Annotated in this window: 18 protein-coding genes, 1 other RNA gene and 1 pseudogene; 12 read left to right on the top strand and 8 right to left on the bottom strand. The window is 67.8% G+C overall.

Features of this window, described 5'->3' with window-relative positions:
• Together E3O46_RS02975 and E3O46_RS02980 are read left to right on the top strand one after the other, a co-directional pair.
• A complete protein-coding gene (locus tag E3O46_RS02975) occupies positions 1-714 on the top strand; it encodes a GAF and ANTAR domain-containing protein (RefSeq protein WP_134446480.1) in 714 nt (237 codons plus the stop codon).
• A 79-nt stretch (positions 715-793) separates the two neighbouring features.
• On the top strand, positions 794-1132 hold the full coding sequence (locus E3O46_RS02980) for a hypothetical protein (protein WP_134446481.1): 339 nt from the start codon (positions 794-796) through the stop codon (positions 1130-1132).
• Here the strand turns inward: E3O46_RS02980 and E3O46_RS02985 are convergent.
• On the bottom strand, positions 1126-2031 hold the full coding sequence (locus E3O46_RS02985; RefSeq protein ID WP_166790607.1) for a universal stress protein: 906 nt from the start codon (positions 2029-2031) through the stop codon (positions 1126-1128). The genes E3O46_RS02980 and E3O46_RS02985 overlap by 7 nt on opposite strands.
• Before the next feature lie 65 nt (positions 2032-2096).
• Here E3O46_RS02985 and E3O46_RS02990 point away from each other — a divergent pair, with 65 nt between their 5' ends.
• From E3O46_RS02990 to rnpB, 5 genes are all read left to right on the top strand, one after another.
• On the top strand, positions 2097-2600 hold the full coding sequence (locus E3O46_RS02990; RefSeq protein ID WP_134446483.1) for a DUF427 domain-containing protein: 504 nt from the start codon (positions 2097-2099) through the stop codon (positions 2598-2600).
• A 38-nt stretch (positions 2601-2638) separates the two neighbouring features.
• Entirely contained in the window at positions 2639-4369 is a 1731-nt protein-coding gene (locus E3O46_RS02995; RefSeq protein ID WP_134558426.1) for a purine-cytosine permease family protein, read from the top strand.
• A 92-nt stretch (positions 4370-4461) separates the two neighbouring features.
• Entirely contained in the window at positions 4462-5283 is an 822-nt protein-coding gene (locus E3O46_RS03000) for a Nif3-like dinuclear metal center hexameric protein (RefSeq protein WP_134558425.1), read from the top strand.
• 73 nt (positions 5284-5356) lie between these two features.
• On the top strand, positions 5357-6094 hold the full coding sequence (locus E3O46_RS03005; protein WP_134446486.1) for a zinc ribbon domain-containing protein: 738 nt from the start codon (positions 5357-5359) through the stop codon (positions 6092-6094).
• 22 nt (positions 6095-6116) lie between these two features.
• Positions 6117-6487: RNase P RNA component class A (rnpB, locus tag E3O46_RS03010), an RNA gene on the top strand.
• Positions 6488-6558: 71 nt separating this feature from the next.
• Here the strand turns inward: rnpB and ppgK are convergent.
• Together ppgK and map are read right to left on the bottom strand one after the other, a co-directional pair.
• The gene (gene ppgK / locus E3O46_RS03015) at positions 6559-7323 is read right to left on the bottom strand and encodes a polyphosphate--glucose phosphotransferase (RefSeq protein WP_134561079.1); all 765 of its coding nucleotides are present in this window, start codon (positions 7321-7323) and stop codon (positions 6559-6561) included.
• A gap of 17 nt (positions 7324-7340) precedes the next feature.
• Entirely contained in the window at positions 7341-8207 is an 867-nt protein-coding gene (gene map / locus E3O46_RS03020; RefSeq protein WP_134446488.1) for a type I methionyl aminopeptidase, read from the bottom strand.
• Positions 8208-8219: 12 nt separating this feature from the next.
• Here map and E3O46_RS03025 point away from each other — a divergent pair, with 12 nt between their 5' ends.
• Positions 8220-8408 carry an SPOR domain-containing protein gene (locus E3O46_RS03025; protein WP_134446489.1) on the top strand — a complete coding sequence of 63 codons (189 nt, stop codon included), beginning with the start codon at positions 8220-8222 and terminating at the stop codon, positions 8406-8408.
• Positions 8409-8411: 3 nt separating this feature from the next.
• Here the strand turns inward: E3O46_RS03025 and panB are convergent, their stop codons facing one another.
• A complete protein-coding gene (panB, locus tag E3O46_RS03030) occupies positions 8412-9284 on the bottom strand; it encodes a 3-methyl-2-oxobutanoate hydroxymethyltransferase (protein ID WP_134446490.1) in 873 nt (290 codons plus the stop codon).
• A gap of 100 nt (positions 9285-9384) precedes the next feature.
• On the opposite strand from panB, the gene glnA (E3O46_RS03035) reads away from it, so the two are divergent.
• Both glnA (E3O46_RS03035) and E3O46_RS03040 read left to right on the top strand, forming a co-directional pair.
• The gene (gene glnA / locus E3O46_RS03035; protein WP_134446491.1) at positions 9385-10722 is read left to right on the top strand and encodes a type I glutamate--ammonia ligase; all 1338 of its coding nucleotides are present in this window, start codon (positions 9385-9387) and stop codon (positions 10720-10722) included.
• Between the two features lie 6 nt (positions 10723-10728).
• Positions 10729-13761, top strand: coding sequence for a bifunctional [glutamine synthetase] adenylyltransferase/[glutamine synthetase]-adenylyl-L-tyrosine phosphorylase (locus tag E3O46_RS03040; protein ID WP_134558422.1), 3033 nt, complete (start codon positions 10729-10731; stop codon positions 13759-13761).
• Positions 13762-13826: 65 nt separating this feature from the next.
• On the opposite strand, the gene glnA (E3O46_RS03045) is transcribed toward E3O46_RS03040, so the two are convergent.
• The gene (gene glnA / locus E3O46_RS03045; RefSeq protein ID WP_134558421.1) at positions 13827-15251 is read right to left on the bottom strand and encodes a type I glutamate--ammonia ligase; all 1425 of its coding nucleotides are present in this window, start codon (positions 15249-15251) and stop codon (positions 13827-13829) included.
• A 144-nt stretch (positions 15252-15395) separates the two neighbouring features.
• On the opposite strand from glnA (E3O46_RS03045), the gene E3O46_RS03050 reads away from it, so the two are divergent.
• Positions 15396-15839 (top strand): RDD family protein, encoded by a 444-nt coding sequence (locus E3O46_RS03050; protein ID WP_134561080.1) that lies wholly within the window; start codon positions 15396-15398, stop codon positions 15837-15839.
• An 84-nt stretch (positions 15840-15923) separates the two neighbouring features.
• Here the strand turns inward: E3O46_RS03050 and E3O46_RS03055 are convergent, their stop codons facing one another.
• The 3 genes and pseudogenes from E3O46_RS03055 to lipB all read right to left on the bottom strand — a co-directional run bounded on the left by E3O46_RS03055 (position 15924) and on the right by lipB (position 18329).
• Entirely contained in the window at positions 15924-16634 is a 711-nt protein-coding gene (locus E3O46_RS03055) for a DUF4191 domain-containing protein (protein WP_134446506.1), read from the bottom strand.
• Between the two features lie 79 nt (positions 16635-16713).
• Positions 16714-17697, bottom strand: a pseudogene (lipA, locus tag E3O46_RS03060) (lipoyl synthase); the annotation flags it as partial.
• Positions 17694-18329, bottom strand: a complete 636-nt coding sequence (lipB, locus tag E3O46_RS03065; protein ID WP_134446507.1) for a lipoyl(octanoyl) transferase LipB — start codon at positions 18327-18329, stop codon at positions 17694-17696. The pseudogene lipA and the gene lipB, both read right to left, overlap by 4 nt.
• A 169-nt stretch (positions 18330-18498) precedes the next feature.
• Here lipB and E3O46_RS03070 point away from each other — a divergent pair, with 169 nt between their 5' ends.
• Positions 18499-20109 (top strand): serine/threonine-protein kinase, encoded by a 1611-nt coding sequence (locus E3O46_RS03070; RefSeq protein WP_134561081.1) that lies wholly within the window; start codon positions 18499-18501, stop codon positions 20107-20109.
• Positions 20110-20136 lie beyond the last annotated feature (27 nt).

Raw genomic sequence — 20136 nt, forward strand, 5'->3', positions numbered from 1 at the left:
ATGGTCACACAATCCCGGGAGGGTCAGCTCGTCGAGACGTTCGTCACGCTGGCCGACACGCTCGTCGTCGGCTACGACGTCGTCGACCTCCTGCAGACTCTCGTCGAGCGGTGCGCGCTCCTCTTCGGAGCGTCCGCGGTGGGTATCATCCTCTCGGCCGGTCACGGAGACTTCGAGGTCGTGGCCTCCACCAACGAGCGCACCCGGCTGGTCGAAATCCTCCAGCTGCGAGCGGGCGCCGGTCCCTGCGTCGAGTGCGTGACGACCGGTGCCGCTGTCGCCATTCCCGACCTCGACGTCGTCGCCCCGAAATGGCCCCTCTTCCGTGCGGGTGCACTCGAACAGGGATTCCTCTCGATGCACGCCGTTCCCCTGCACCTGCGGGCGACGACCATCGGCTCACTCAATCTTTTCTGGGACCGTCTCGGCGGCCTTGGCGCCGAGGACCTGCGCACCGTTCAGGCCCTCGCGGACACGGCGACGATCGGAATCCTGCAGGAACGCGCGATCCGCGAGAGCGACATCGCTCGCGCACAGCTCCAGCACGCGCTCAACAGCCGCGTCGTGATCGAACAGGCCAAGGGCGTCATCGCGTTCATGCACGACGTCGACATGAGCGAGGCGTTCACGATGCTCCGTGACTACGCCAGGAGCCACAACAGGCCGCTCGCCGAAGTATCCGCGGCCGTCGTCGATCGCACCCTTCGCCTCTGAACCGGTTCTGCATATACTGGGGTTGCGCCCCGGACCCTGGCTGCACATGGACAGTTCACTGAGCCAGTGAGGGAAGACGATGAAGCGCATATTCCACGCAGGGGGATCCGTCGTAACCGGGAGTGACCTTGCCGATGCTGTCATGCAGTATGCCGAGAGACTGAGTACCCGAGGCCAGGTCGAAGTTGTCGACATTCCCGTCATCGGCGACAGCGGTCAGGTCGGGAGGGCCCAGTTCCTGATCGGCGCGGCGAGCCAGTTGACGAGCGTCACGTCCCCGACAGGTTTCCGCGAACTCGTCGATACCGACATCACCGCGGGCCTGCGCAGGAAGGCGCTCGCTCCGATGGCGGTGCCCCAGGGTGCTTGGACCGGCGACGGTCTCGATGCTCCCCAGTTCGACGAATTCGACTACTGAGGACGTCCCGTCTGACCGCTTGACGACGTCCCGTCGATTCGGCGCGGAATGACCACGATCGGGCAGGGCAGGTTGAGCAGCACGTCGTGGCTCACCGAGCCCAGGATGAGGCTCCCGACCGAGCCGCGTCCGTGCGTGCCGACCACGAGCAGTTCAGCCTCGGCGGACGCATCGACGAGTGCAGGGGCGGCCGGCCCGGTGTCGAGGATCTCGACGACGTCGAGTCCTGGACGGGCGTCCCGCACCCGTTGGGCCGTGATCGCGAGCGCTTCGGCATTGGCTTCGCGGAGCGCTTCGAACGGCACCGTCGCGCCGAGGTCGATCGCAACCGTCATCGGAATCGACCAGGAGTGCACGATCCGGAGTCCGCGCCCGAGCCTGACCGCTTCGTCGGCAGCCCAGTCGAGGGCTTCCGTGCCGGCGGGGTCGTCGTCGAACCCGACGACGACAGGGCCGATCCGCGGTCGCCACGTCGCCGGAACGACGACGACCGGGCAGTGCGCGTGCGCTGCGAGGCGGAGGGGGAGCGTCCCGTAGACGGCGCCGGTCAGGAGCCCGGTCTTGTTCGAGCCGATCACCATCAGGTCCGCAGAAGCGGATGCCCTGACGAGCTCGTCGACGGGGACACCGTGTCGGATGTAGCTCGTCCTGCGGCACCCCGGAGCCCGGCGTTCCACTTCATGGGTCGCCGCGGCCAGCGCGCGTTCGTAGGCAGGCTGGAAGCTGAGGGCGACGTCGTGCGGCGACCAACCCAGCTCGACGACGGTCGTGAGTTCGAGCTCGATCGGTTGTGCGTCCGATTCGGCGGACGAGCGGTCGACCGCTCGGGTGATCGCCCAATCCAGGGCTGCAGCACTGGCCGGCCCGCCGTCAATCGCAACGATCACGTTCTCCGTCATGCCCGCAGTGTACGCCCGGGGTGCACTGCCAGCCCGCCGCCGGACCGCCGGGCTACTATGGCCCGATGACATCCGCACACAGGGACAGGGTCGTCCCCGGTCCCGGCCAGGAATCGGTGTGGGACTACCCGCGCCCGCCCAGGGTCGAGCCCGTCTCCGAGGAAGTGGTGATCCGCTTCGGTGGGCTCGAGATCGCGCGCACCGAAAACGCGGTCCGCGTGCTCGAGACGAGCCACCCGCCGGCGTATTACCTTCCCCGCGATGCCTTCCGCCCCGGTTCTCTCGTGCCGGCGGACGGCCGATCGGTGTGCGAATACAAGGGAACCGCGTCATACCTGACCGTCGTGTCCGGCACTGCTCGTGCCGTCGGCGCTGCCTGGACCTACCCTGAGCCCGAGCCTGGGTTCGAATCGCTCGCGGGCCGGATCGCACTGTATCCGGGGCGGATGGATCTTTGCACTGTCGACGGTGAAGTCGTCCACGCGCAGGCCGGATCCTTCTATGGCGGTTGGATCACCTCGCGGGTCGTCGGGCCGTTCAAGGGGGAGCCGGGCACCCTCGGCTGGTAGACCTGCCGCGATTTCGGGCATCTGGCTACACTCGGGGCATGTCCGACAGGTACCCGAGGGGGCAGGACGGCCCCGTTCCGCCCGAACCCGCCTCCCCGGCTGACGACGACGCGCTCACGGTGGAGTCACCGGCCGTGATCGAACTGGGCATCACGCCACTGGACGGGAGCGCGCCGAGGACGGCCGCGACCGAGATCGTCGGCTTCGGAGTCGACGACGACCTGCCCGACGACGCCGACGACGTACCGACGGGGGTGGCCGCGCCCGTGGCGAGTCCACGGGTCAGCGACGACGAAATCGTCCTCGTCGATGCCGCTCTCGCCGAGGAGCCGCGGCTCGTGATCGAGCGTTACGCACAGGCTCCGACCCCGGTGGTGAACCGGGTCGGACGCGGAAGCCGGGTCTTCCGTCTCTGGTTCGCGGTCATGGCATCCGTCGTCAGCGTCGCGGTCGGTGCGCGCCTCGCCTACCTCGGACTCAGCATCCGCCAGGTCGTACTCGTCACCGTGCTCGGCATCGTGCTCTCCCTGATCCCGCTCGGCCTGGGAACCCTGGCCGGTCGGCGCAACGGGCAGTCGATGGTCATGCTGTCGCGGGCAACGTTCGGCGTGATCGGAAACGTCGTTCCCACCGTGTTCGCCCTGCTTGTCCGGATGGCCTGGGGCGCACTGCTCCTCGCCATCCTGGGCCGGGCCGTGACCGCAGCAACGAGGCCGCCGACGCTGGCAGGTGGAACCAGGGACGGGTCCGTTCCGCTCCCCGCGCTGGCGGTCCTGATCGTGGCGACCGTGGTCGCGCTCTTCGGCTATGCGCTCATCCGCTCCGTTCAGGCCGTGCTCGCCGTCGCAGGTGCCGCCCTGGTGATCGCGGTGATGGTGCTCTCGGCCGGACTCGTCGACGTGGGCTCGGCGCTCACTGTTCCGGATGGAAGCGGTTTCACGGTGTTCGGCGGGGTCACCCTCGTGTTCGCCTACCTGGGACTCGCCTGGGCGTCGAGCGGCGCAGACCTTGCACGCTATCAGGGCAGGTCCGGTTCCGGATCGAATGCGGTTCTCTGGCTCCTCGCGGGGGTCGGGGTACCTGCCCTCGTCCTCGCCTCCTGGGGGGCACTGCTCGTCTCGTCCCAGGGCCAGCGGGGAGCAGACCTCGCCGTCGACCCGGTCGGAACGCTCGCCGCGCTCCTGCCCGCCGGTCTCGAATGGCCGTTGCTTCTGCTCGGAACGGTCACCGTGCTCTCCGCACTGATCCTGACGTTGTACTCGGGCGGCCTGGCGGCCGCGGCGCTGTCCTCCGGGCTCCCTCGGGCCGCGGGAGTCGCTCTCACGGCGATGGGCGCGGCACTGCTCCTCCTGCCGTCCGGTGGGTTGGGTGTCCGGGCGGCGTTCCTCACCGTGCCACTGACCCTCGCGATCCCGGTCGCGGCCTGGTCGGGGCTGTTCTCCGCCGAGACGTTCGTGCGCGCCAATCGGTACGACACCCGCAGCCTCCTGAAGCGCGGTGGAGCGTATGCGGACGTGCGCTGGGTCAATCTGGCCGCCTTCGTCGTCTTCAGCGTGGTCGGCTGGGGGCTTCTCGTCCCGGGGGAGGGCTGGTCGGCCTGGCAGGGATACCTCTTTGAACCACTCGGCATCGACCCCGGCGGGGAATTCGCGGCGACGAACCCCGGCGTCCTGATCGTCTTCGCCCTGGGCCTCGCGACACCCCTCCTCGCGGGCATTCCGGCGATCCGCAGGCAGGAGAACGCCAGGACCCCGGCGTCCGCGGGGTGAGTCCACGGGTCGCCGGGTGGGTGTCGTGAGACCGGCGCCTGCGAGTCGGCGCCCTGAGAATGGCCGGCGTAGCGCACGGGTAGGCTGACGGGGTGTCCTATTCGCTCGCAGAGATCACCCGGACCGTCCACGAGCTCTGGCCGTTGTCGGGTGCGGAGACGTGGGATGCACCCGGACTCGTGAGCGGCGACCCGTCGAACCGGGTCGATTCCGTCCTCCTCGCGGTCGACGCCGTCTCCGCGACCGTCGATGAGGCGATCGAGGTCGGTGCCGACCTCCTTCTCGTCCACCATCCGCTCCTTCTTCGCGGAGTCACGTCCATCGCAGAGGACCGGTACAAGGGTGCCCTCCTGGCCAGGTTGATCCGGTCGGACTGCGCACTCCTCGCCGCGCACACGAACGCGGATGTCGTCGTCGACGGTGTCTCCGACGTCCTCGCGTCGCGACTCGGACTCGTGGACGCCCAGCCGATCACCGCGGGAACCGTGCCAGGGACCGGTATCGGGCGGGTCGGGCTGCTCGGGACTCCGACCACACTCGGCCAGCTCGCCCGGCGCCTCGCGACGATCCTGCCCGCGACAGCCTCCGGGATCCGCGTCTCGGGGGAGTACACCGCACCGGTTCGCTCTGTCGCGCTCTGCGGTGGAGCGGGGGACTCCCTGCTCAGCGTTCCGTCCGTGCTGGCCGCGGATGTCTACATCACCGCCGACCTCCGTCATCACCCGGCCTCCGAGGCGAGGGAACAGGCGCTGCTCGACGGAAACACACCGGCGCTGATCGACGTGTCACACTGGGCGAGCGAGTGGTTGTGGCTCGACACCGCCGCCGACGCGTTGCGGAACGCTTTTCCGGGACTACGGGTGGACGTGAGCGATCTGCGCACGGACCCGTGGGACTTCGTCATCGTGCAGTAACCTGCACAACCCCACCGACAGTATCCGGCCACCGGGCCGGTCGAACTCAATACCCGTGAAGGTCAGGACTCAAGTGAAGGCATCCCCCATCGAGCAGAAGGAACTGCTCCGGCTCCAGGCTCTCGACATCAGGCTCCAGCAGGTCGACCACCAGACCAGGGCGCTCGCCCAGCACGCCGAACTCACCGCACTCGCCGGAACCGCGGACAAGACCCGGATGAACCTCACGACTCTCCACGGAGAAGTCGAGGACGTTCGTCTCGAACTGAACCGGATCGAGTCCGACGTCGAGGTCGTCGAGAAGCGCATCAAGCGCGACGACGAACGCCTGCAGACGACGAGTTCGGTCAAGGACGTCCAGGCGCTCGACACCGAACTCGCCGCACTCCGCAAACGGCTGCTCGCCCTCGAAGAGATCGAGATCGCCGTGATGGAGCGCCTCGAGGAACGTGAATCCGCTGTTGCGGTCGTCGAAGCGGAACGGGACGCGCTGGCCGCCCGAGTCGAGGAGACCGAGACCTCACGCGACGCCGACCTCGCCACCCTGCACCGCCAGCTCGAGGAACTCCGCCGCGACCGGGCCGTGATCGCAGGGACGATCGCGCCGGATCTCGCGAGCCTCTACGAGAAGCTCTTCGTGAGCGGCCACGGGAACGCTGCCGCGCTGTTGCGCCAGCGCACCTGCAGCGGATGCACCATCACCCTCACCGGAAGCGACCTCGAGTCCGTGCGGTCGTCTGCGGCCGACGAGGTGCTGTTCTGCCCGGATTGTGGTGCGATCCTTGTGCGCACGGAGGAGTCCGGAATCTGATCCTGTAGTCTGGGAGGAAGAATGGGTCGGCAAGACGGCCGCGTCAGCCGGTTCCCTTCGGGGGAGCGGCTGCCGAGGAACGTCCGGGCTCCACAGAGCAGGGCGGTGGGTAACACCCACCCGGGGTAACCCGCGAGACAGTGCCACAGAAAGTAGACCGCCACCGTTTTTCGGTGGTAAGGGTGAAACGGTGGTGTAAGAGACCACCAGAGGCCAGGGTGACCTGGTCGGCTCGGTAAACCTCGTCCGGAGCAAGGTCACACAGGAAACGTTAAGGCGGCTCGCCGAGTTTCCGGGTAGACCGCTAGAGGGCTGCGGCAACGTAGTCCCGAGATAGATGGCCGTCCCCGGTGAAAACCGGGACAGAACCCGGCGTACCAGCCGGCCCATTCCCCTTTTCCCCGTTGGGGCCGCTTCCCCCACGGGGTGCCGTCACCCGGCCACGGGACGAGACCGGTCCTGGTCTAGTCCAGGTCTTTCACGGCGAGGGCCGCAGCCCCGAGAATGCCGGCGTTGTTCTTGTGCACGGCCGGGACGATCGGCGTGTGCAGCGCGAGCAGGGGCAGGAAATCGTCGTGGTGCTTGGAGACGCCGCCGCCGACGACGAACAGGTCGGGGGAGAAGAGCGCCTCGAGCGTGGAGTAGTACCTCTGCAGGCGTGCCGCCCAGGCCGACCAGGAGAGATTCTCCCGTTCCCGCGCGGAGTACGAGGCGCGGGTCTCGTAGTCGACTCCGTCGATCTGCAGGTGACCGAGTTCGGTGTTGGGCACGAGCACCCCGTCGTTCAGGAGCGCCGTGCCGATGCCGGTGCCGAGGGTGGTCAGGATCACCACGCCCTCCACCCCCTGCGCGGCACCGAACTGGGATTCGGCGTACCCCGCGGCATCCGCGTCGTTCACGAACGTGATGGGTGCGCCGAGGCTCCTTGCGAACAGGGCCGCGGCCTCGAGGCCGATCCATTTCTTGGACACGTTGGCGGCCGACATCGTCCGTCCGTGCCTGACGATCGCGGGGAAGCAGATGCCGACGGGGACATCCGTCACGCCAGCAATGGCACTGACCCTTTCGAGGATGACGCGGGTCGTCTCGACGATGTCGGCAGGGCGCCCGCCCTTGGGCGTGGGGAGCTTGACGCGGTCGGTCAGCAGCGCGCCCGTCGCAAGATCGACGAGTGCCCCCTTGATGCCGGTCCCGCCGATGTCGATGCCGATGGCCGTCTGAGAACTCATAGTAGAAAACCTACCGTCTAGGGGAGGGTCAAGACCTCTGCGCCGCGTTCGGTCACGACAAGGGTGTGCTCGAACTGGGCGGTGATGCTCTTGTCCCTGGTCGTCACGGTCCAGTCATCCGCCCACATGTCCCAGTCCGTTCCGCCGAGGGTGAGCATCGGCTCGATCGTGAAGACCATGCCGACCTCCATCACGGTGTCGTACTGCGGGGCGGAGTCGTAGTGGGGGACGATCAGGCCGGAGTGGAAGGCCTCGCCGACCCCGTGGCCGGTGAAGTCGCGAACGACGCCGTAGCCGAACCGCTTGGCGTATGACTCGATGGTCCGGCCGATCACGTTGACCTGACGCCCGGGGGCGACGGCCTTGATACCGCGGGCGAGGGCCTCCTTCGTGCGTTCGACGAGGAGCGTCACCGCTTCGCTCGCCTCCCCGACGATGAACGTGACGTTGGTGTCCCCGTGGACGCCGTTCTTGAAGGCGGTGATGTCGATGTTGACGATGTCTCCGTCTTCGAGGACTGTCGTGTCGGGGATGCCGTGGCAGATGACCTCGTTGACCGAGCTGCACAGCGACTTGGGATAGCCCCGGTAGCCGAGCGTGGAGGGGTACGCGTCATGCTCGATCAGGAATTGGTGTCCGATCCGGTCGAGTTCTTCCGTGGTCACGCCCGGGCGGATGCCCCGGCCGACGGCTTCGATCGCCTCCGCGGCGATCCGGCCGGCCTCACGGATCAGTTCGATCTTCGCGGCGGGGTAGACGTCGGAACCGGTGAATCGCGCCGGTGCGGCGTGGCCGACGTATTCCGGACGGGGGATCCTGGCGGGGACGGGACGGATGGGGGATACCGGGCCTGGCAAGAGGTGACCGGCGGAATCCTTAGGCATAGGATCTAGCTTATGGCCGAAGATACTGAGCACCAGTTCTGGTACAACCTGCGCACGGGCGCCGTCGAGGAGGGAATGGTCTCTCTCGCCGTCGATCGGGTCGGGCCGTTCGCCACCCGCGACGAGGCAGCCCACGCACTGGAGAAGCTCCGCGCGAACAGCGCGAAATGGTCGGCGGAGGACGCTGCGGAGGACCGCTGACAGCTATTCGTAGCTGTGTTCCGGCCCGGGGTACACGCCGCTCTCGACGTCTGACTTGAACTGGTGCACGGCATCCGTGAGGACGCTGCGCACGTTGGCGTACTGCCGCACGAAACGCGGCACGCGGCCCTCGGTCATGCCGGCGAAGTCTGTCCAGACCAGCAGCTGGCCGTCGACGTCTGGTCCTGCCCCCACACCGATCGTCGGGATCTCGAGCTTGCTGGTGACCTCCGCGGCCACGGTCGCCGGAACCATTTCGAGGACGACGGCGAACGCGCCGGCGTCCTGCACGGCGAGGGCGTCTTCGAGGAGTTTCTCCGCGGCGTCGCCGCGGCCCTGGATGATGTGGCCGCCGAGACCGTGTTCGCTCTGCGGTGTGAAACCGATGTGGGCCATCACGGGGATACCGCTCGTCACGATTCTCTTGATCTGCTTGTGGCTGCGCACCCCGCCCTCGAGCTTGACCGCGTGGGCCTGTGCTTCCTTCATGAACCGCACTGCGGTGTGGAGGGCCTCCGTCTGGCCGGTCTCGTAGGAGCCGAAGGGCATGTCAGCGACGACAAGGGCGCGGGTGACGGCGCGGGCGACTGCACGGGTGAGCGGGATCAGCTCGTCGACGGTGACGGGAAGAGTGGTCTCGTAGCCGAAGACATTGTTCCCCGCCGAGTCTCCGACCAGGAGGAAATCGATCCCGGCCTGGTCGAAAATCTGCGCCGTGAGCATGTCGTAGCTGGTCAGGCCCGTAATCGGGATTCCATGCTGTTTCGCGTTCGAGAAATGGCGGGTCCGCACCCGCTTGGGTCCTGCGGGGGCGGGAACGAAGGGATTCAGGTCATTGACGGAACGGGGAGCATCTGACGCGGTCGACTCTGGCATGCCTCCAGTGTAGCCAGCGGCCGATTCCGCCCGCCGGGGCCGTTTTCGCACGCGAGGTCACGACAGCCAGTAACCTAGTGATCAACAAGAAAGGGCGTGGATGGACAAGCAGCGCGACTTCGTTCTTCGTACCATCGAGGAACGGGGCATCAAGTTCATTCGTCTCTGGTTCACGGACGTCGTCGGCACCCTGAAATCGGTGGCGATCGCACCGGCCGAGGTCGAGGGCGCATTCGCAGAGGGTCTCGGTTTTGACGGCTCGGCCATCGAGGGCCTGACCCGGTCCTTCGAAGCGGATGTCCTCGCACATCCGGATCCCACAACGTTCCAGATTCTGCCGTGGCGGGGCGAAGTCGACCCGACCGCACGCATGTTCTGCGATATCACGACCCCCGACGGGCAGCCCGCGGTTGCCGACCCGCGCAACGTGCTCAAGCGCACGCTTGCGAAAGCGGCGGATCGCGGCTTCACGTTCTACACGCATCCTGAAATCGAGTTCTACCTCCTGAAGTCGTCGAAGTTCGGCAAGGACGGGCCGGTGCCCGTCGACTCCGCCGGATACTTCGACAACGTCCCCGGCGGAACGGCCCACGACTTCCGGCGGCGTTCCGTGCGGATGCTCGAGGAGCTCGGCATTTCGGTGGAGTTCAGCCACCACGAGGCCGGCCCCGGCCAGAACGAGATCGACCTCCGGTATGCGGACGCCCTCTCGACGGCCGACAACATCATGACTTTCCGCACGGTCATCAAGGAGGTCGCTATCGAGCAGGGCGTCTACGCGACGTTCATGCCGAAGCCGATGTCCGACCAGCCTGGCTCGGGCATGCACACCCACCTGTCCCTCTTCGAGGGCGAGACGAACGCCTTCTACGAGGCGGGCGCGCAGTACCAGCTGTCCCGCACCGGGCGTCAGTTCATCGCCGGCCTGCTCAAGCACGCACCGGAGATCACGGCAGTCACGAACCAGTTCGTGAACTCGTACAAGCGGCTCTGGGGCGGGGATGAGGCGCCGAGCTTCGTCTGCTGGGGCCACAACAACCGGTCCGCGCTGATCCGCGTGCCGCTGTACAAGCCGAACAAGGGCAACAGCTCCCGCATCGAATACCGGGCGATCGACTCCGCAGCGAACCCGTACCTCGCATACTCGCTCATGCTCGCTGCCGGCCTCAAGGGCATCGAAGAGGGCTACGAGCTGCCTCCGGAAGCCGAGGACAACGTCTGGGGGCTCAGCGACACCGAGCGCCGCGCACTCGGTTACCGCCAGCTGCCGGCGAGCCTCGACCACGCCATCCAGTTCATGGAGGAATCCGAACTCGTCGCCGAGACCCTGGGCGAGCACGTGTTCAACTACGTGCTGCTCAACAAACGGCAGGAGTGGAAGGAGTACCGCTCCCAGGTCACTCCATTCGAGCTGCAAAAGAACCTCGAGATGTTGTAGCGCACGATGGCGCGAGAGGCGCTGACCCTCACCGAACTTGCGAGGGTCGGCTTCGCTGAACTCGGTGAGGTCCGGGCGTGCCTCGACGAGGTCGTCACCAGGGGCGGGCCCGATTCGGCAGAACTCTTGCCGTTGCTCGCCCGCACGGCGAGCCCGGACGCAGCACTCTCCGGCCTGATCGCCCTGCTGCGGCAGGCACCGGCGGAGCTCCTGGCCCTCCTGGCCTGCCCGGGCGCTCCGCTGCGCCTCCTGCTCGTGCTCGGCGCGTCCCGCGGCCTGACCGATTTCTTCCTGCGGCACCCGGAGGAGCTCGGCGTCCTGGCCACCCGCTCACGGTCCCTTCCCGGCCCCGAGGAACTCACCAGGGATCTGCTCGCCTCGGTCGGGGCCGTCGACGGCTTCGCTGCCCTCGTCGACGACGCCGGCTGGGTTGCGCTCCGGGTGCGGTACCGGCGGAGGCTCGCGGAGGTCGCCGCTTTCGATCTCGAACAGGCTGACCCCGTCGCCGGCCTTGACGGTGTCGCCAGGGCGCTGTCCGATCTCGCCGCCGCCGCGCTGGAGGGGTCCCTCGCCGTCGCGCGAACGATGGTGGCTGCCCCCGTTGCCGCCCCTGGCGTCTTCCCCGTCGACCAGGTGCGCTCCACCCGGCTCGCCGTGATCGGCATGGGCAAGGCCGGGGCGAGGGAGCTCAACTACGTCAGCGACGTCGACGTCATCTTCGTCGCGGAAGCAGACCCCGAAACCGGGCTCGAGTCCGGTCGTGCGGTCGACATCGCAACCAGGCTTGCGATCCTGCTGATGCGCGGCCTCAACCAGCCGACGCTCGAACCCGAACTCTGGGAGGTCGACCCGAACCTGCGTCCAGAGGGAAAGTCGGGGGCGCTCGTGCGTTCCCTCGACTCACACATCGCGTATTACGAGCGGTGGGCGAAGAGCTGGGAATTCCAGGCCCTGCTCAAGGCGAGGCCGCTCGCCGGCCATGCCGGGCTCGGTGAACGGTACCTCGCCGCGGTCGGTCCGAAGGTGTGGACGAGCGCCAGCCGGGAGAACTTCGTCGAGTCTGTGCAGCGGATGCGGGAACGGGTGACCGACAACATCCCCGACGACGAGGTCGATGTCCAGCTCAAGCTCGGCCCCGGCGGGCTGCGCGACATCGAGTTCACCGTGCAGCTCCTCCAGCTCGTTCACGGCCAGGCCGACGAAGACGTGCGACAGGCCGGCACCCTCCCCGCACTCGCGGCCCTCGCCGAGTCCGGCTACGTCGGTCGCGCGGAAGCGGCGGAATTCTCGCAGGACTACCGGATCCTCCGGTTGATGGAACACCGCCTGCAGCTCTACCGCCTGCGACGTACCCACCTCGTGCCGCGCGACGAGGCGAGCCTGCGCATCCTCGCCCGGGCGACCGGACTCGCCTCGGGAGCCGCCCAGCTCAGCACGCGCTGGGCGGACACCAAACACCGGGTGCGTGGACTGCACGAGCGCCTCTTCTACCGGCCTTTGCTCTCCGCCGTTGCCGCGCTGCCAGATGGTGAGCTCGTTCTCACGAGCGCGCAGGCCGAGGCCAGGCTCGCGGCGATCGGTTTCCGCGACACCAAGGGCGCCTTCGCCCACATCGCCGCGCTCACCGGGGGCGTTTCCCGTCGGGCGACGATCCAGCGCCACCTCCTTCCCGTCCTCCTGCAGTGGTTCTCCGAGGGTGCCGACCCCGACTACGGCCTGTTGGCCTTTCGGCGCCTCAGCGACAGCCTCGGGTCGACCTACTGGTTCCTGCGGATGCTTCGTGACTCCTCCGGCGCCGCCGAACGGCTGACCCGGGTGCTGTCCTCGTCCCGGTTCGTCGGCGAACTCCTCGAAACCATTCCGGAGTCGGTCGCATGGCTCGAGAACGAGAACGACCTGCGTCCGCGGCCCCTCGCCGTGCTGCGCGCAGAGTCCCGCGCGGTCCTGGCACGCCACCAGACGCCGGAAGCAGCGGCATCCGTCCTCCGTACGGCGCGGCGCCGCGAGATCCTGCGCCTGGCCTTCTCGTCCATCCTCGGCAGGATCAGCATCGACCAGCTCGCGACGGGCCTGACCGACGTCACCGCGACCGTGATCGAGGGCGTCACCGCGGCGATCCGCGGCACCGGCCTCCGGGGCGAGCCCGACGGCGACGCGGACGGCATCGAGTTCGCCGTGATCGGCATGGGCCGGTTCGGGGGAGCCGAGCTGGGCTTCGGGTCCGACGCCGACGTGATGTACGTGTTCCGGGCCGGAAAACTTACCGGCGAGGCCGCGCATGCCCGGGCGATGTTCATCGCGAGGGAACTCAAACGCCTCACCGAGGACAGCCGCCTGCCGCTCGACCTCGACCTCGGGCTGCGCCCGGAGGGCAAGAACGGGCCCGTCGCCCGATCCCTCGACTCGTACGAGGCGTACTACCGGCGCTGGTCGCTGACCTGGGAGGCGCAGGCGCTGCTGCGGGGCAGGGGCGTCGCCGGCGATGCCCGGCTGCTTGCCGACTTCGAGACCCTCGCGGACTCGGTTCGTTTCCCGCTCGCGATCGACGACCAGGCTGTCCGGGAGATCAAACGGATGAAGGCCCGCGTCGAGAAGGAACGGTTACCGCAGGGCGCAGACCCGAACCGGCACCTCAAGCTCGGCCGCGGATCGCTCAGCGACGTCGAGTGGTTCGTCCAGCTGTTGCAGTTGCAGCACGCCGCGGCGATCCCCGAGCTGCGCACGCACTCGACCCTCGGTGCACTGCACGCCGCCGCCAGGGCCGGGCTCGTGAGCGACTCGGATGCCGAGACCCTCCGGGCGGCGTGGATCTTCGCCTCCCGCTGCCGGTCCGCGATGACCCTGTGGATGAACCGGACTGCGGACACCCTCCCGACCGACCGCATCCAGCTCGAGGGCATCGCCCGCATCCTCGAATACCCGCCGGGCTCCGCCAACCGGCTCGAAGACGACTACCTCGCCGTCACCCGGCGCGCCCGCGCCGTGTTCGAGCGTCGCTTCTACGGCCCCGTCGAACACGCGGGCCCGTTCGCCGGCTGACCGGGGAACGACGAACGGGCCGTACCCCGAGAGGTACGACCCGTTAGGGTCAGGCTCGGTGCGGTTTAGACCCCGTAGTACAGTTCGTACTCGAACGGGTGCGGACGCTGCGCGAGCGGCTTGATTTCCTGCTCGCGCTTGAAGCTGACCCAGGTCTCGATCAGTTCGGGCGTGAACACGTTGCCGGCGAGGAGGAAGTCGTGGTCGGCTTCGAGGGCCAGCAGCGCCTCCTCGAGGGAAGCGGGAACCTGCGGGATGTTCTTGGCTTCTTCGGGCGGGAGCTCGTAGAGGTCCTTGTCGACCGGCTCGTGCGGCTCGATCCGGTTCTTGATCCCGTCGAGGCCGGCCATCAGCTGGGCGGCGAAGGCGAGGTACGGGTTGCCGGAGGCGTCGGGCGCGCGGAACTCGATGCGCTTGGCCTTCGGGTTGGTGCCCGTGATCGGGATGCGGATCGAGGCCGAGCGGTTACCGGCAGAGTAGACCAGGTTGACCGGGGCTTCGAAGCCGGGGACGAGGCGGTGGTACGAGTTCACCGAGGGGTTGGTGAACGCGAGGACGGCCGGGGCGTGCTTGAGCAGGCCGCCGATGTACCAGCGGGCGATGTCGGAGAGTCCGCCGTAGCCGGCCTCGTCGTAGAACAACGGCTTGCCGCCGGACCAGAGGGACTGGTGGGTGTGCATGCCGGAACCGTTGTCGCCGAAGAGCGGCTTGGGCATGAACGTCGCCGTCTTGCCCCACTCGTGTGCCGTGTTCTTCACGATGTACTTGAACTTGAGCAGGTCGTCCGCCGCGTGGACCATGGTGTCGAAGCGGTAGTTGATCTCGCCCTGTCCGCCGGTGCCGACCTCGTGGTGGCTGCGCTCGAGGATCAGGCCTGCGTCGATGAGCTTGAGGCAGATGTCGTCACGCATGTCGACGTGCTGGTCGACGGGGCTGACGGGGAAGTATCCGCCCTTGTACGGGGTCTTGTTGGCGAGGTTGCCGCCCTCTTCCTTCTTGCCGGAGTTCCAGGCGCCTTCGCTGGAGTCCACGGCGTAGAAGCTCGAGTACTGGTTCACTTCATAACGCACGTCGTCGAAGATGTAGAACTCGGCTTCGGGGGCGAAGAACGCGGTGTCGGCGATGCCGGTCGACTCGAGGTACTTCTCGGCCTTCTTCGCGACCTGGCGGGGATCCTTGGAGTAGATCTCACCGTTGCGCGGGTTGTAGATGTCGAAAAGCATAATGAGCGTGCGTTCGGCGCGGAAGGCATCGACGTATGCCGTCGTCACGTCCGGGATGAGCTGCATGTCCGACTCGTGGATGGACGCGAAGCCGCGGATCGACGAACCGTCGAACATCTGCCCGACCGTGAAGAATTCCTCATCGACGGTCGACGCGGGGATGTTGAAGTGCTGCTGCACACCAGGAAGATCGGTGAAGCGAATGTCAAGAAACTTGACGTCAGTGTCCTTGATGAACTTGAGTACTTCTGACGAATCGCGGAACATGCGGTTTTACTCCAAACGACGAGGGCGTTAATGACAGAAAGTCGCGCACGGCGGCTACCCAGAGAGTATTACGGCAGCATTACTCAACTGTGACGACTTTGTTTCTCACATGTTACAGGCGGGGCCCTTGGCTAGGATCATCCCGTGCCTCCCTCTGCCTCGCAACCGACCACCTTCGGACAGCTCCCGCCGAGCAGATGGCCGGGGGAGCGACTCGGGCTTCCCGACGCCGGCCCACTGTCCATCGGCCGCGCCGGGCGACGGATGCTGGGACTCCTGATCGACTATGCCCTCGCGATGGCGCTGGCATTCACGGTGTTCCGCTATACGTTCCTCGACTACAACGGTTTTGTCGTGACCGGGACCTATGTCCTGCTCCAGGTCGTGTTCATCCCGACGATCGGCGGCAGCATCGGCCACCGCCTCGTCGGACTCCGGGTGATCCCCCTCGCGGGCGGCTGGGTCGGTCCGTGGCGGCCGATTGTGCGTTCCGTGCTTCTCGGCCTGGCATTGCCCGCACTGGTCTGGGACTCCGACCAGCGCGGCTTCCACGACAAGGTCGCCGGAACCGTCCTCGTCCGCGGCTGAGCCGCGCGCCGACAGGCAGACGCAAGAACCCCTCGTCGTGACGACGAGGGGTTCTTGACGTACGGAATGGATGGGTGGACGCGCCTAGTTGCCGCGCTGGGGGCGGGCCTTGGTGGGATCGACACCCTTCGGGATCGGAAGCTTCTTCGTGATCGAGCTCAGCCGGTTGTTGACGGCGAGCACCTCTGCCTTGGTCAGGCTCGGCTTGATCTTGCGCAGACGGCTCGCGAGCTTGTGCAACGGCACGGCGTCGGAGTCCGGACCGACGGAGAGGACTGTGACGGGCACGTGACCGCCGAGACGGGTGACCGTGCGGCGTTCCTCCTCGAGCATGCGCGCGGTCCGGGTGCGCGGGCCCTCGCTGATCAGGACGACGCCGCCGCGACCGACCGCACGGTAGACCGCGTCCTGGGTCTTGCCGTTGACGGCGATGGGCATCTCGCTGCCGACCCAGCCGCCCTTGAGGGAGCTGCGCAGCACGGCGCCGACGGCGCCGGGCTGGCCTTCGATCTGGGAATAGGCGGCCTTCTCGGCACGACGGCCGAGGATGATCAGCACCGCGAGCACCCCGGCGAGGAGTCCGGCGATGATCCAGAGGACCAGCGTGAGAACGTTTCCGTCCGTCGCAACGATCGCGACGATGATCGACGCCACGAGCGGCACGAAGAAGCCCACGAGGAGGAGCGGAACGATTTTGGAATCGTACCGCCGGGTCATCTGGAACACCTGCCACATCTGCTTGATGCGGCCGGGTTCCTTGTGGGGTTTGGGAGTCTTGTCCTTGCTGCGTGCCATGATGTCGAGTTTACCGAGTCGCCAGAATCTCCGATGACCGATTTTCGGTCGAGTCAGCGACGATGCCGCCTGGGCGGGCGACGGCCTGGGCGAAGCCGAGGGAGGCATCCGCCAGGTGGCGGAGCTCGGCGGGCACCTCGCGGTTCGTCGCGAGCATCGACTGCGCCCAGAGGCGTCCTGCCCGGTAGGAAGAGCGCACGAGCGGACCGGAGAGCACCCCGAGGAATCCGATGGCTTCCGCTTCGGCATTCAGCTCGACGAACTCCTCCGGCCGCACCCACCGGGCGACGGGGAGGTGCCGGGCGCTCGGCCGCAGGTACTGGGTGATGGTGATGATGTCGGTTCCGGCGTCGTGGAGGTCCTGGAGCGCCTGGCTGACCTCGGCTCGCTCCTCGCCCATGCCGAGGATCAGGTTCGACTTGGTGATGAGGCCGGCGTCGCGGCCCTGGGTGATCACGTCGAGGGAACGGTCGTAACGGAAGGCCGGGCGGATGCGTTTGAAGATGCGCGGGACCGTCTCGACGTTGTGCGCGAAGACCTCCGGCTTTGCCGAGAACACCTCGCCGAGCAGGTCGGGGTTGCCGGAGAAGTCCGGGACGAGGATCTCCACTCCCGTACCGGGGCTCTGCGCATGGATCTGCCGGATCGTCTCGGCGTACAGCCAGGCACCCTCGTCGGGAAGGTCGTCACGGGCGACGCCGGTCACCGTGGCGTACCGAAGGTTCATCGCGACGACGGATTCCGCGACCCGTCTCGGTTCGTCGGTGTCGTACTCCGCAGGCTTGCCCGTGTCGATCTGGCAGAAGTCGCAGCGCCGGGTGCACTGCGAGCCACCGATGAGGAAGGTCGCCTCGCGGTCCTCCCAGCATTCGAAGATGTTCGGGCAACCGGCTTCCTGGCACACGGTGTGCAGGTTCTCGCCCTTGACGAGGTCCTGGAGCTTCCGGTATTCCGGTCCCATCTTGGCGACCGTCTTGATCCAGGCGGGTTTGCGTTCGATGGGCGATTCCATGTTGCGGATCTCGAGCCGCAGCATCTTGCGGCCCTCTGGCACGGCGCTCACGCGGCAGCCACCAGTTCCGCGGCGAAACGGGCCCGGATCGGTTCCACCAGTTGCTCCGGTGTCACCTCCCGGCCGAGGACGCGGGAGATCGTGGTGACGCCGGCGTCGCGGATGCCACAGGCGATGATGTGGTCGTAGGGTTCGAGGGAATTGTTGCAATTGAGCGCGAAGCCGTGCATGGTCACGCCTTCGGCGACCCGGATTCCAATGGCGGCGATCTTGTCCTCGAAGCCGGGACGGCCGACCCAGACCCCGGACCGTCCGGTGACGCGACAAGCGTCGACTCCGAACCCGGCGAGGACATCGATGAGGATGCCTTCGAGGCGTCGGACGTACCCGACGACGTCGATGGGTTCGGCGAGGCGGAGGATGGGGTAGCCGACGAGCTGGCCGGGACCGTGCCAGGTGATCTTTCCGCCCCGGTCGGTGTCGATGACGGGAGTTCCGTCCGTCGGCCGCTCATCGTCGGACGTGCGTCTGCCCGCGGTGTACACGGCGGGGTGTTCGAGGAAGATGACGGTGTCCGGTCGTTCCCCGGAAACAACGGCACGATGGACGGTGCGCTGGAGCTCAAGGCCCACGAGATACGGCACGGAGTTGGCGCTTAGCCCCGCGACGAGAAAGTCGAGCATTGGGCCAGTCTAGGTCAGCCCGTCCTCACCAGCTACCGGATCGGCCGGAGTGTGCACAGCCTGTCCTGAGTGGGCTTGCCGCCGGCTCTCAGCGGGCGAAGATCGCCGCGTGACGAGACGTGCGGGAAGTCGGCGGAGTAGGACGCCTGCTGCGGAGTCCCCTGCCGTGGTGGGGGACTCCGCAGCGAAGCCAGCGGATGCCGTCGGAAACGTCGCCGGATACCGGGTGCTGAGGCGCATCGGCTCTGGTGACCTGTCCGACGTCTACCTCGGTGCCTCTGCCGAAGGCGGGATCGACGGCCAGAGGGAGGTCGTCGTTCTCAAGGTGTTCCGTGAGGTGCACGCGGTGGGCGCAGGCACCGGCGGCGCGGCGATCGACAGGGAGGTGCGCGCCCTCGAGAGCATCCCGGACGGCGGGGTGGGCCGGTTGCTGGACGTTGCGACGTTGCCGGACGGCCGGGTCTGCCTCGTCCTGGCCGAGGACCGCGGCGGGGCGCTCGGGGCGGTCCTGGCCGGCGAGCGATTGCTGGACCCGGGGGAGGCGGTCACGATCCTGGCGCCGGTGCTCGCGGCCGTTGCGCGGCTCTACGACGGGGGCTGGCTGCATCCGGGGATCAGCCCGGGTGTGATCCGGTTCGACGGTGCGGGCCGACCGGTCGTCGGGGGCCTGGGCGGTTTGCGGGACCTGCCGCCGCCGGGGCAGGACCGCGACGAACTGCAGGGCGAGGCCAGGTGCGCCTGCGGTGATGTTGTGCAGGCCGTTCTCGACCGGGTCGCGAAGCGCGGGCAGCCGCCGGCCGACGCCCTGTTCGCGGCCTGGCGCTCTGGCACGTACCGGGAGGCGCTTGCCGGACTCGAGCGGGCGCTGTTCGAATGGTCTCCCGCGGCACCGGTACGGTTCGGCGGGCACGACGTCGCCCCGGGACACGGGACGTCGACGGACATCCGGGGGCGTTCCCCCGGCCAGGGTCCGCTGACGAGCCTCGAGGCCGCGCTGGACGCGCACGTCTGGCCGCTTCTGCGGGCCTGGGCGGTTCAGGTCGCCGGGACCATCGGAGGACGGCTGACGGGAATCCGGCGCGTGGTGCCTGCGCCGCGGGCGCACCGCGGCCGGGCGGCGCACTCCTTCGGACCTGGAACGAGACCGGGTCCTGAGCGAAGTCCCCGGCCGTCGACGCGCCGGGGCACGTGGACGGCCGCGGACGACCCCGCCCGCTGGCGGCGCCGAGGCCTGATCCTGGCCGGAGCGTCCGTCGCCGTCATCCTCGTCGTCGGCGCCTGGACAGCGCTCGCCCCACCGTCACTCAGCTCGGGTGCGCACCCGTCTTCGGTCGGCGCTGTTCCTCCGCGGTCTGCACTCGGGAGCGGGGAAGGGCCCGCCACGGGTCCGACCACTGCTGACCAGGTCGTCCTGCGGGGCGAGGACCCCGCCGCTGCCACCGCGGCGCTGCTCCGCATACGGGCCCTGTGCCTTGTCACGGCGGATCGGGACTGCCTTGCGGAAGTGTCCCAACCGGACTCTCCGGCACTGGCAGGGGCCAGCGCCCTGATCGGGCACGCGCCGGACGGTGCGACGGGCAGCGCGACGGGATATCCACACGACAGCAGCGCCCCGACCGTCGACGGTTCCCTACCGACGGTCGTCAACCGGATCGGGAATCTCGCGCTCGTGGCCCTGTCCGTCGGCGGAGCGGCACCCGGAAACGACAAACCGGCCTCCGTCCTTGTGGTCAAGGGCGAGGCCGGTTGGCGATTACGCGAGTTCTTCGGTGCCGGCTAGCAGAACGTGCCGGCTAGCAGAACGTGC

Source organism: Cryobacterium glucosi, from assembly GCF_004402235.1.
Lineage (GTDB): Bacteria > Actinomycetota > Actinomycetes > Actinomycetales > Microbacteriaceae > Cryobacterium > Cryobacterium glucosi.

Bases quoted from the DNA above. Each gene is read 5' to 3' on its own strand.
- E3O46_RS02975 (WP_134446480.1), top strand. From the start codon at position 1: ATGGTCACACAATCCCGGGAGGGTCAGCTCGTCGAGACGTTCGTCACG.
- E3O46_RS02980 (WP_134446481.1), top strand. From the start codon at position 794: ATGAAGCGCATATTCCACGCAGGGGGATCCGTCGTAACCGGGAGTGAC.
- E3O46_RS02985 (WP_166790607.1), bottom strand. From the start codon at position 2,031: ATGACGGAGAACGTGATCGTTGCGATTGACGGCGGGCCGGCCAGTGCT.
- E3O46_RS02990 (WP_134446483.1), top strand. From the start codon at position 2,097: ATGACATCCGCACACAGGGACAGGGTCGTCCCCGGTCCCGGCCAGGAA.
- E3O46_RS02995 (WP_134558426.1), top strand. From the start codon at position 2,639: ATGTCCGACAGGTACCCGAGGGGGCAGGACGGCCCCGTTCCGCCCGAA.
- ppgK (WP_134561079.1), bottom strand. From the start codon at position 7,323: ATGAGTTCTCAGACGGCCATCGGCATCGACATCGGCGGGACCGGCATC.
- map (WP_134446488.1), bottom strand. From the start codon at position 8,207: ATGCCTAAGGATTCCGCCGGTCACCTCTTGCCAGGCCCGGTATCCCCC.
- E3O46_RS03025 (WP_134446489.1), top strand. From the start codon at position 8,220: ATGGCCGAAGATACTGAGCACCAGTTCTGGTACAACCTGCGCACGGGC.
- panB (WP_134446490.1), bottom strand. From the start codon at position 9,284: ATGCCAGAGTCGACCGCGTCAGATGCTCCCCGTTCCGTCAATGACCTG.
- glnA (WP_134446491.1), top strand. From the start codon at position 9,385: ATGGACAAGCAGCGCGACTTCGTTCTTCGTACCATCGAGGAACGGGGC.
- E3O46_RS03040 (WP_134558422.1), top strand. From the start codon at position 10,729: ATGGCGCGAGAGGCGCTGACCCTCACCGAACTTGCGAGGGTCGGCTTC.
- glnA (WP_134558421.1), bottom strand. From the start codon at position 15,251: ATGTTCCGCGATTCGTCAGAAGTACTCAAGTTCATCAAGGACACTGAC.
- E3O46_RS03055 (WP_134446506.1), bottom strand. From the start codon at position 16,634: ATGGCACGCAGCAAGGACAAGACTCCCAAACCCCACAAGGAACCCGGC.
- lipB (WP_134446507.1), bottom strand. From the start codon at position 18,329: ATGCTCGACTTTCTCGTCGCGGGGCTAAGCGCCAACTCCGTGCCGTAT.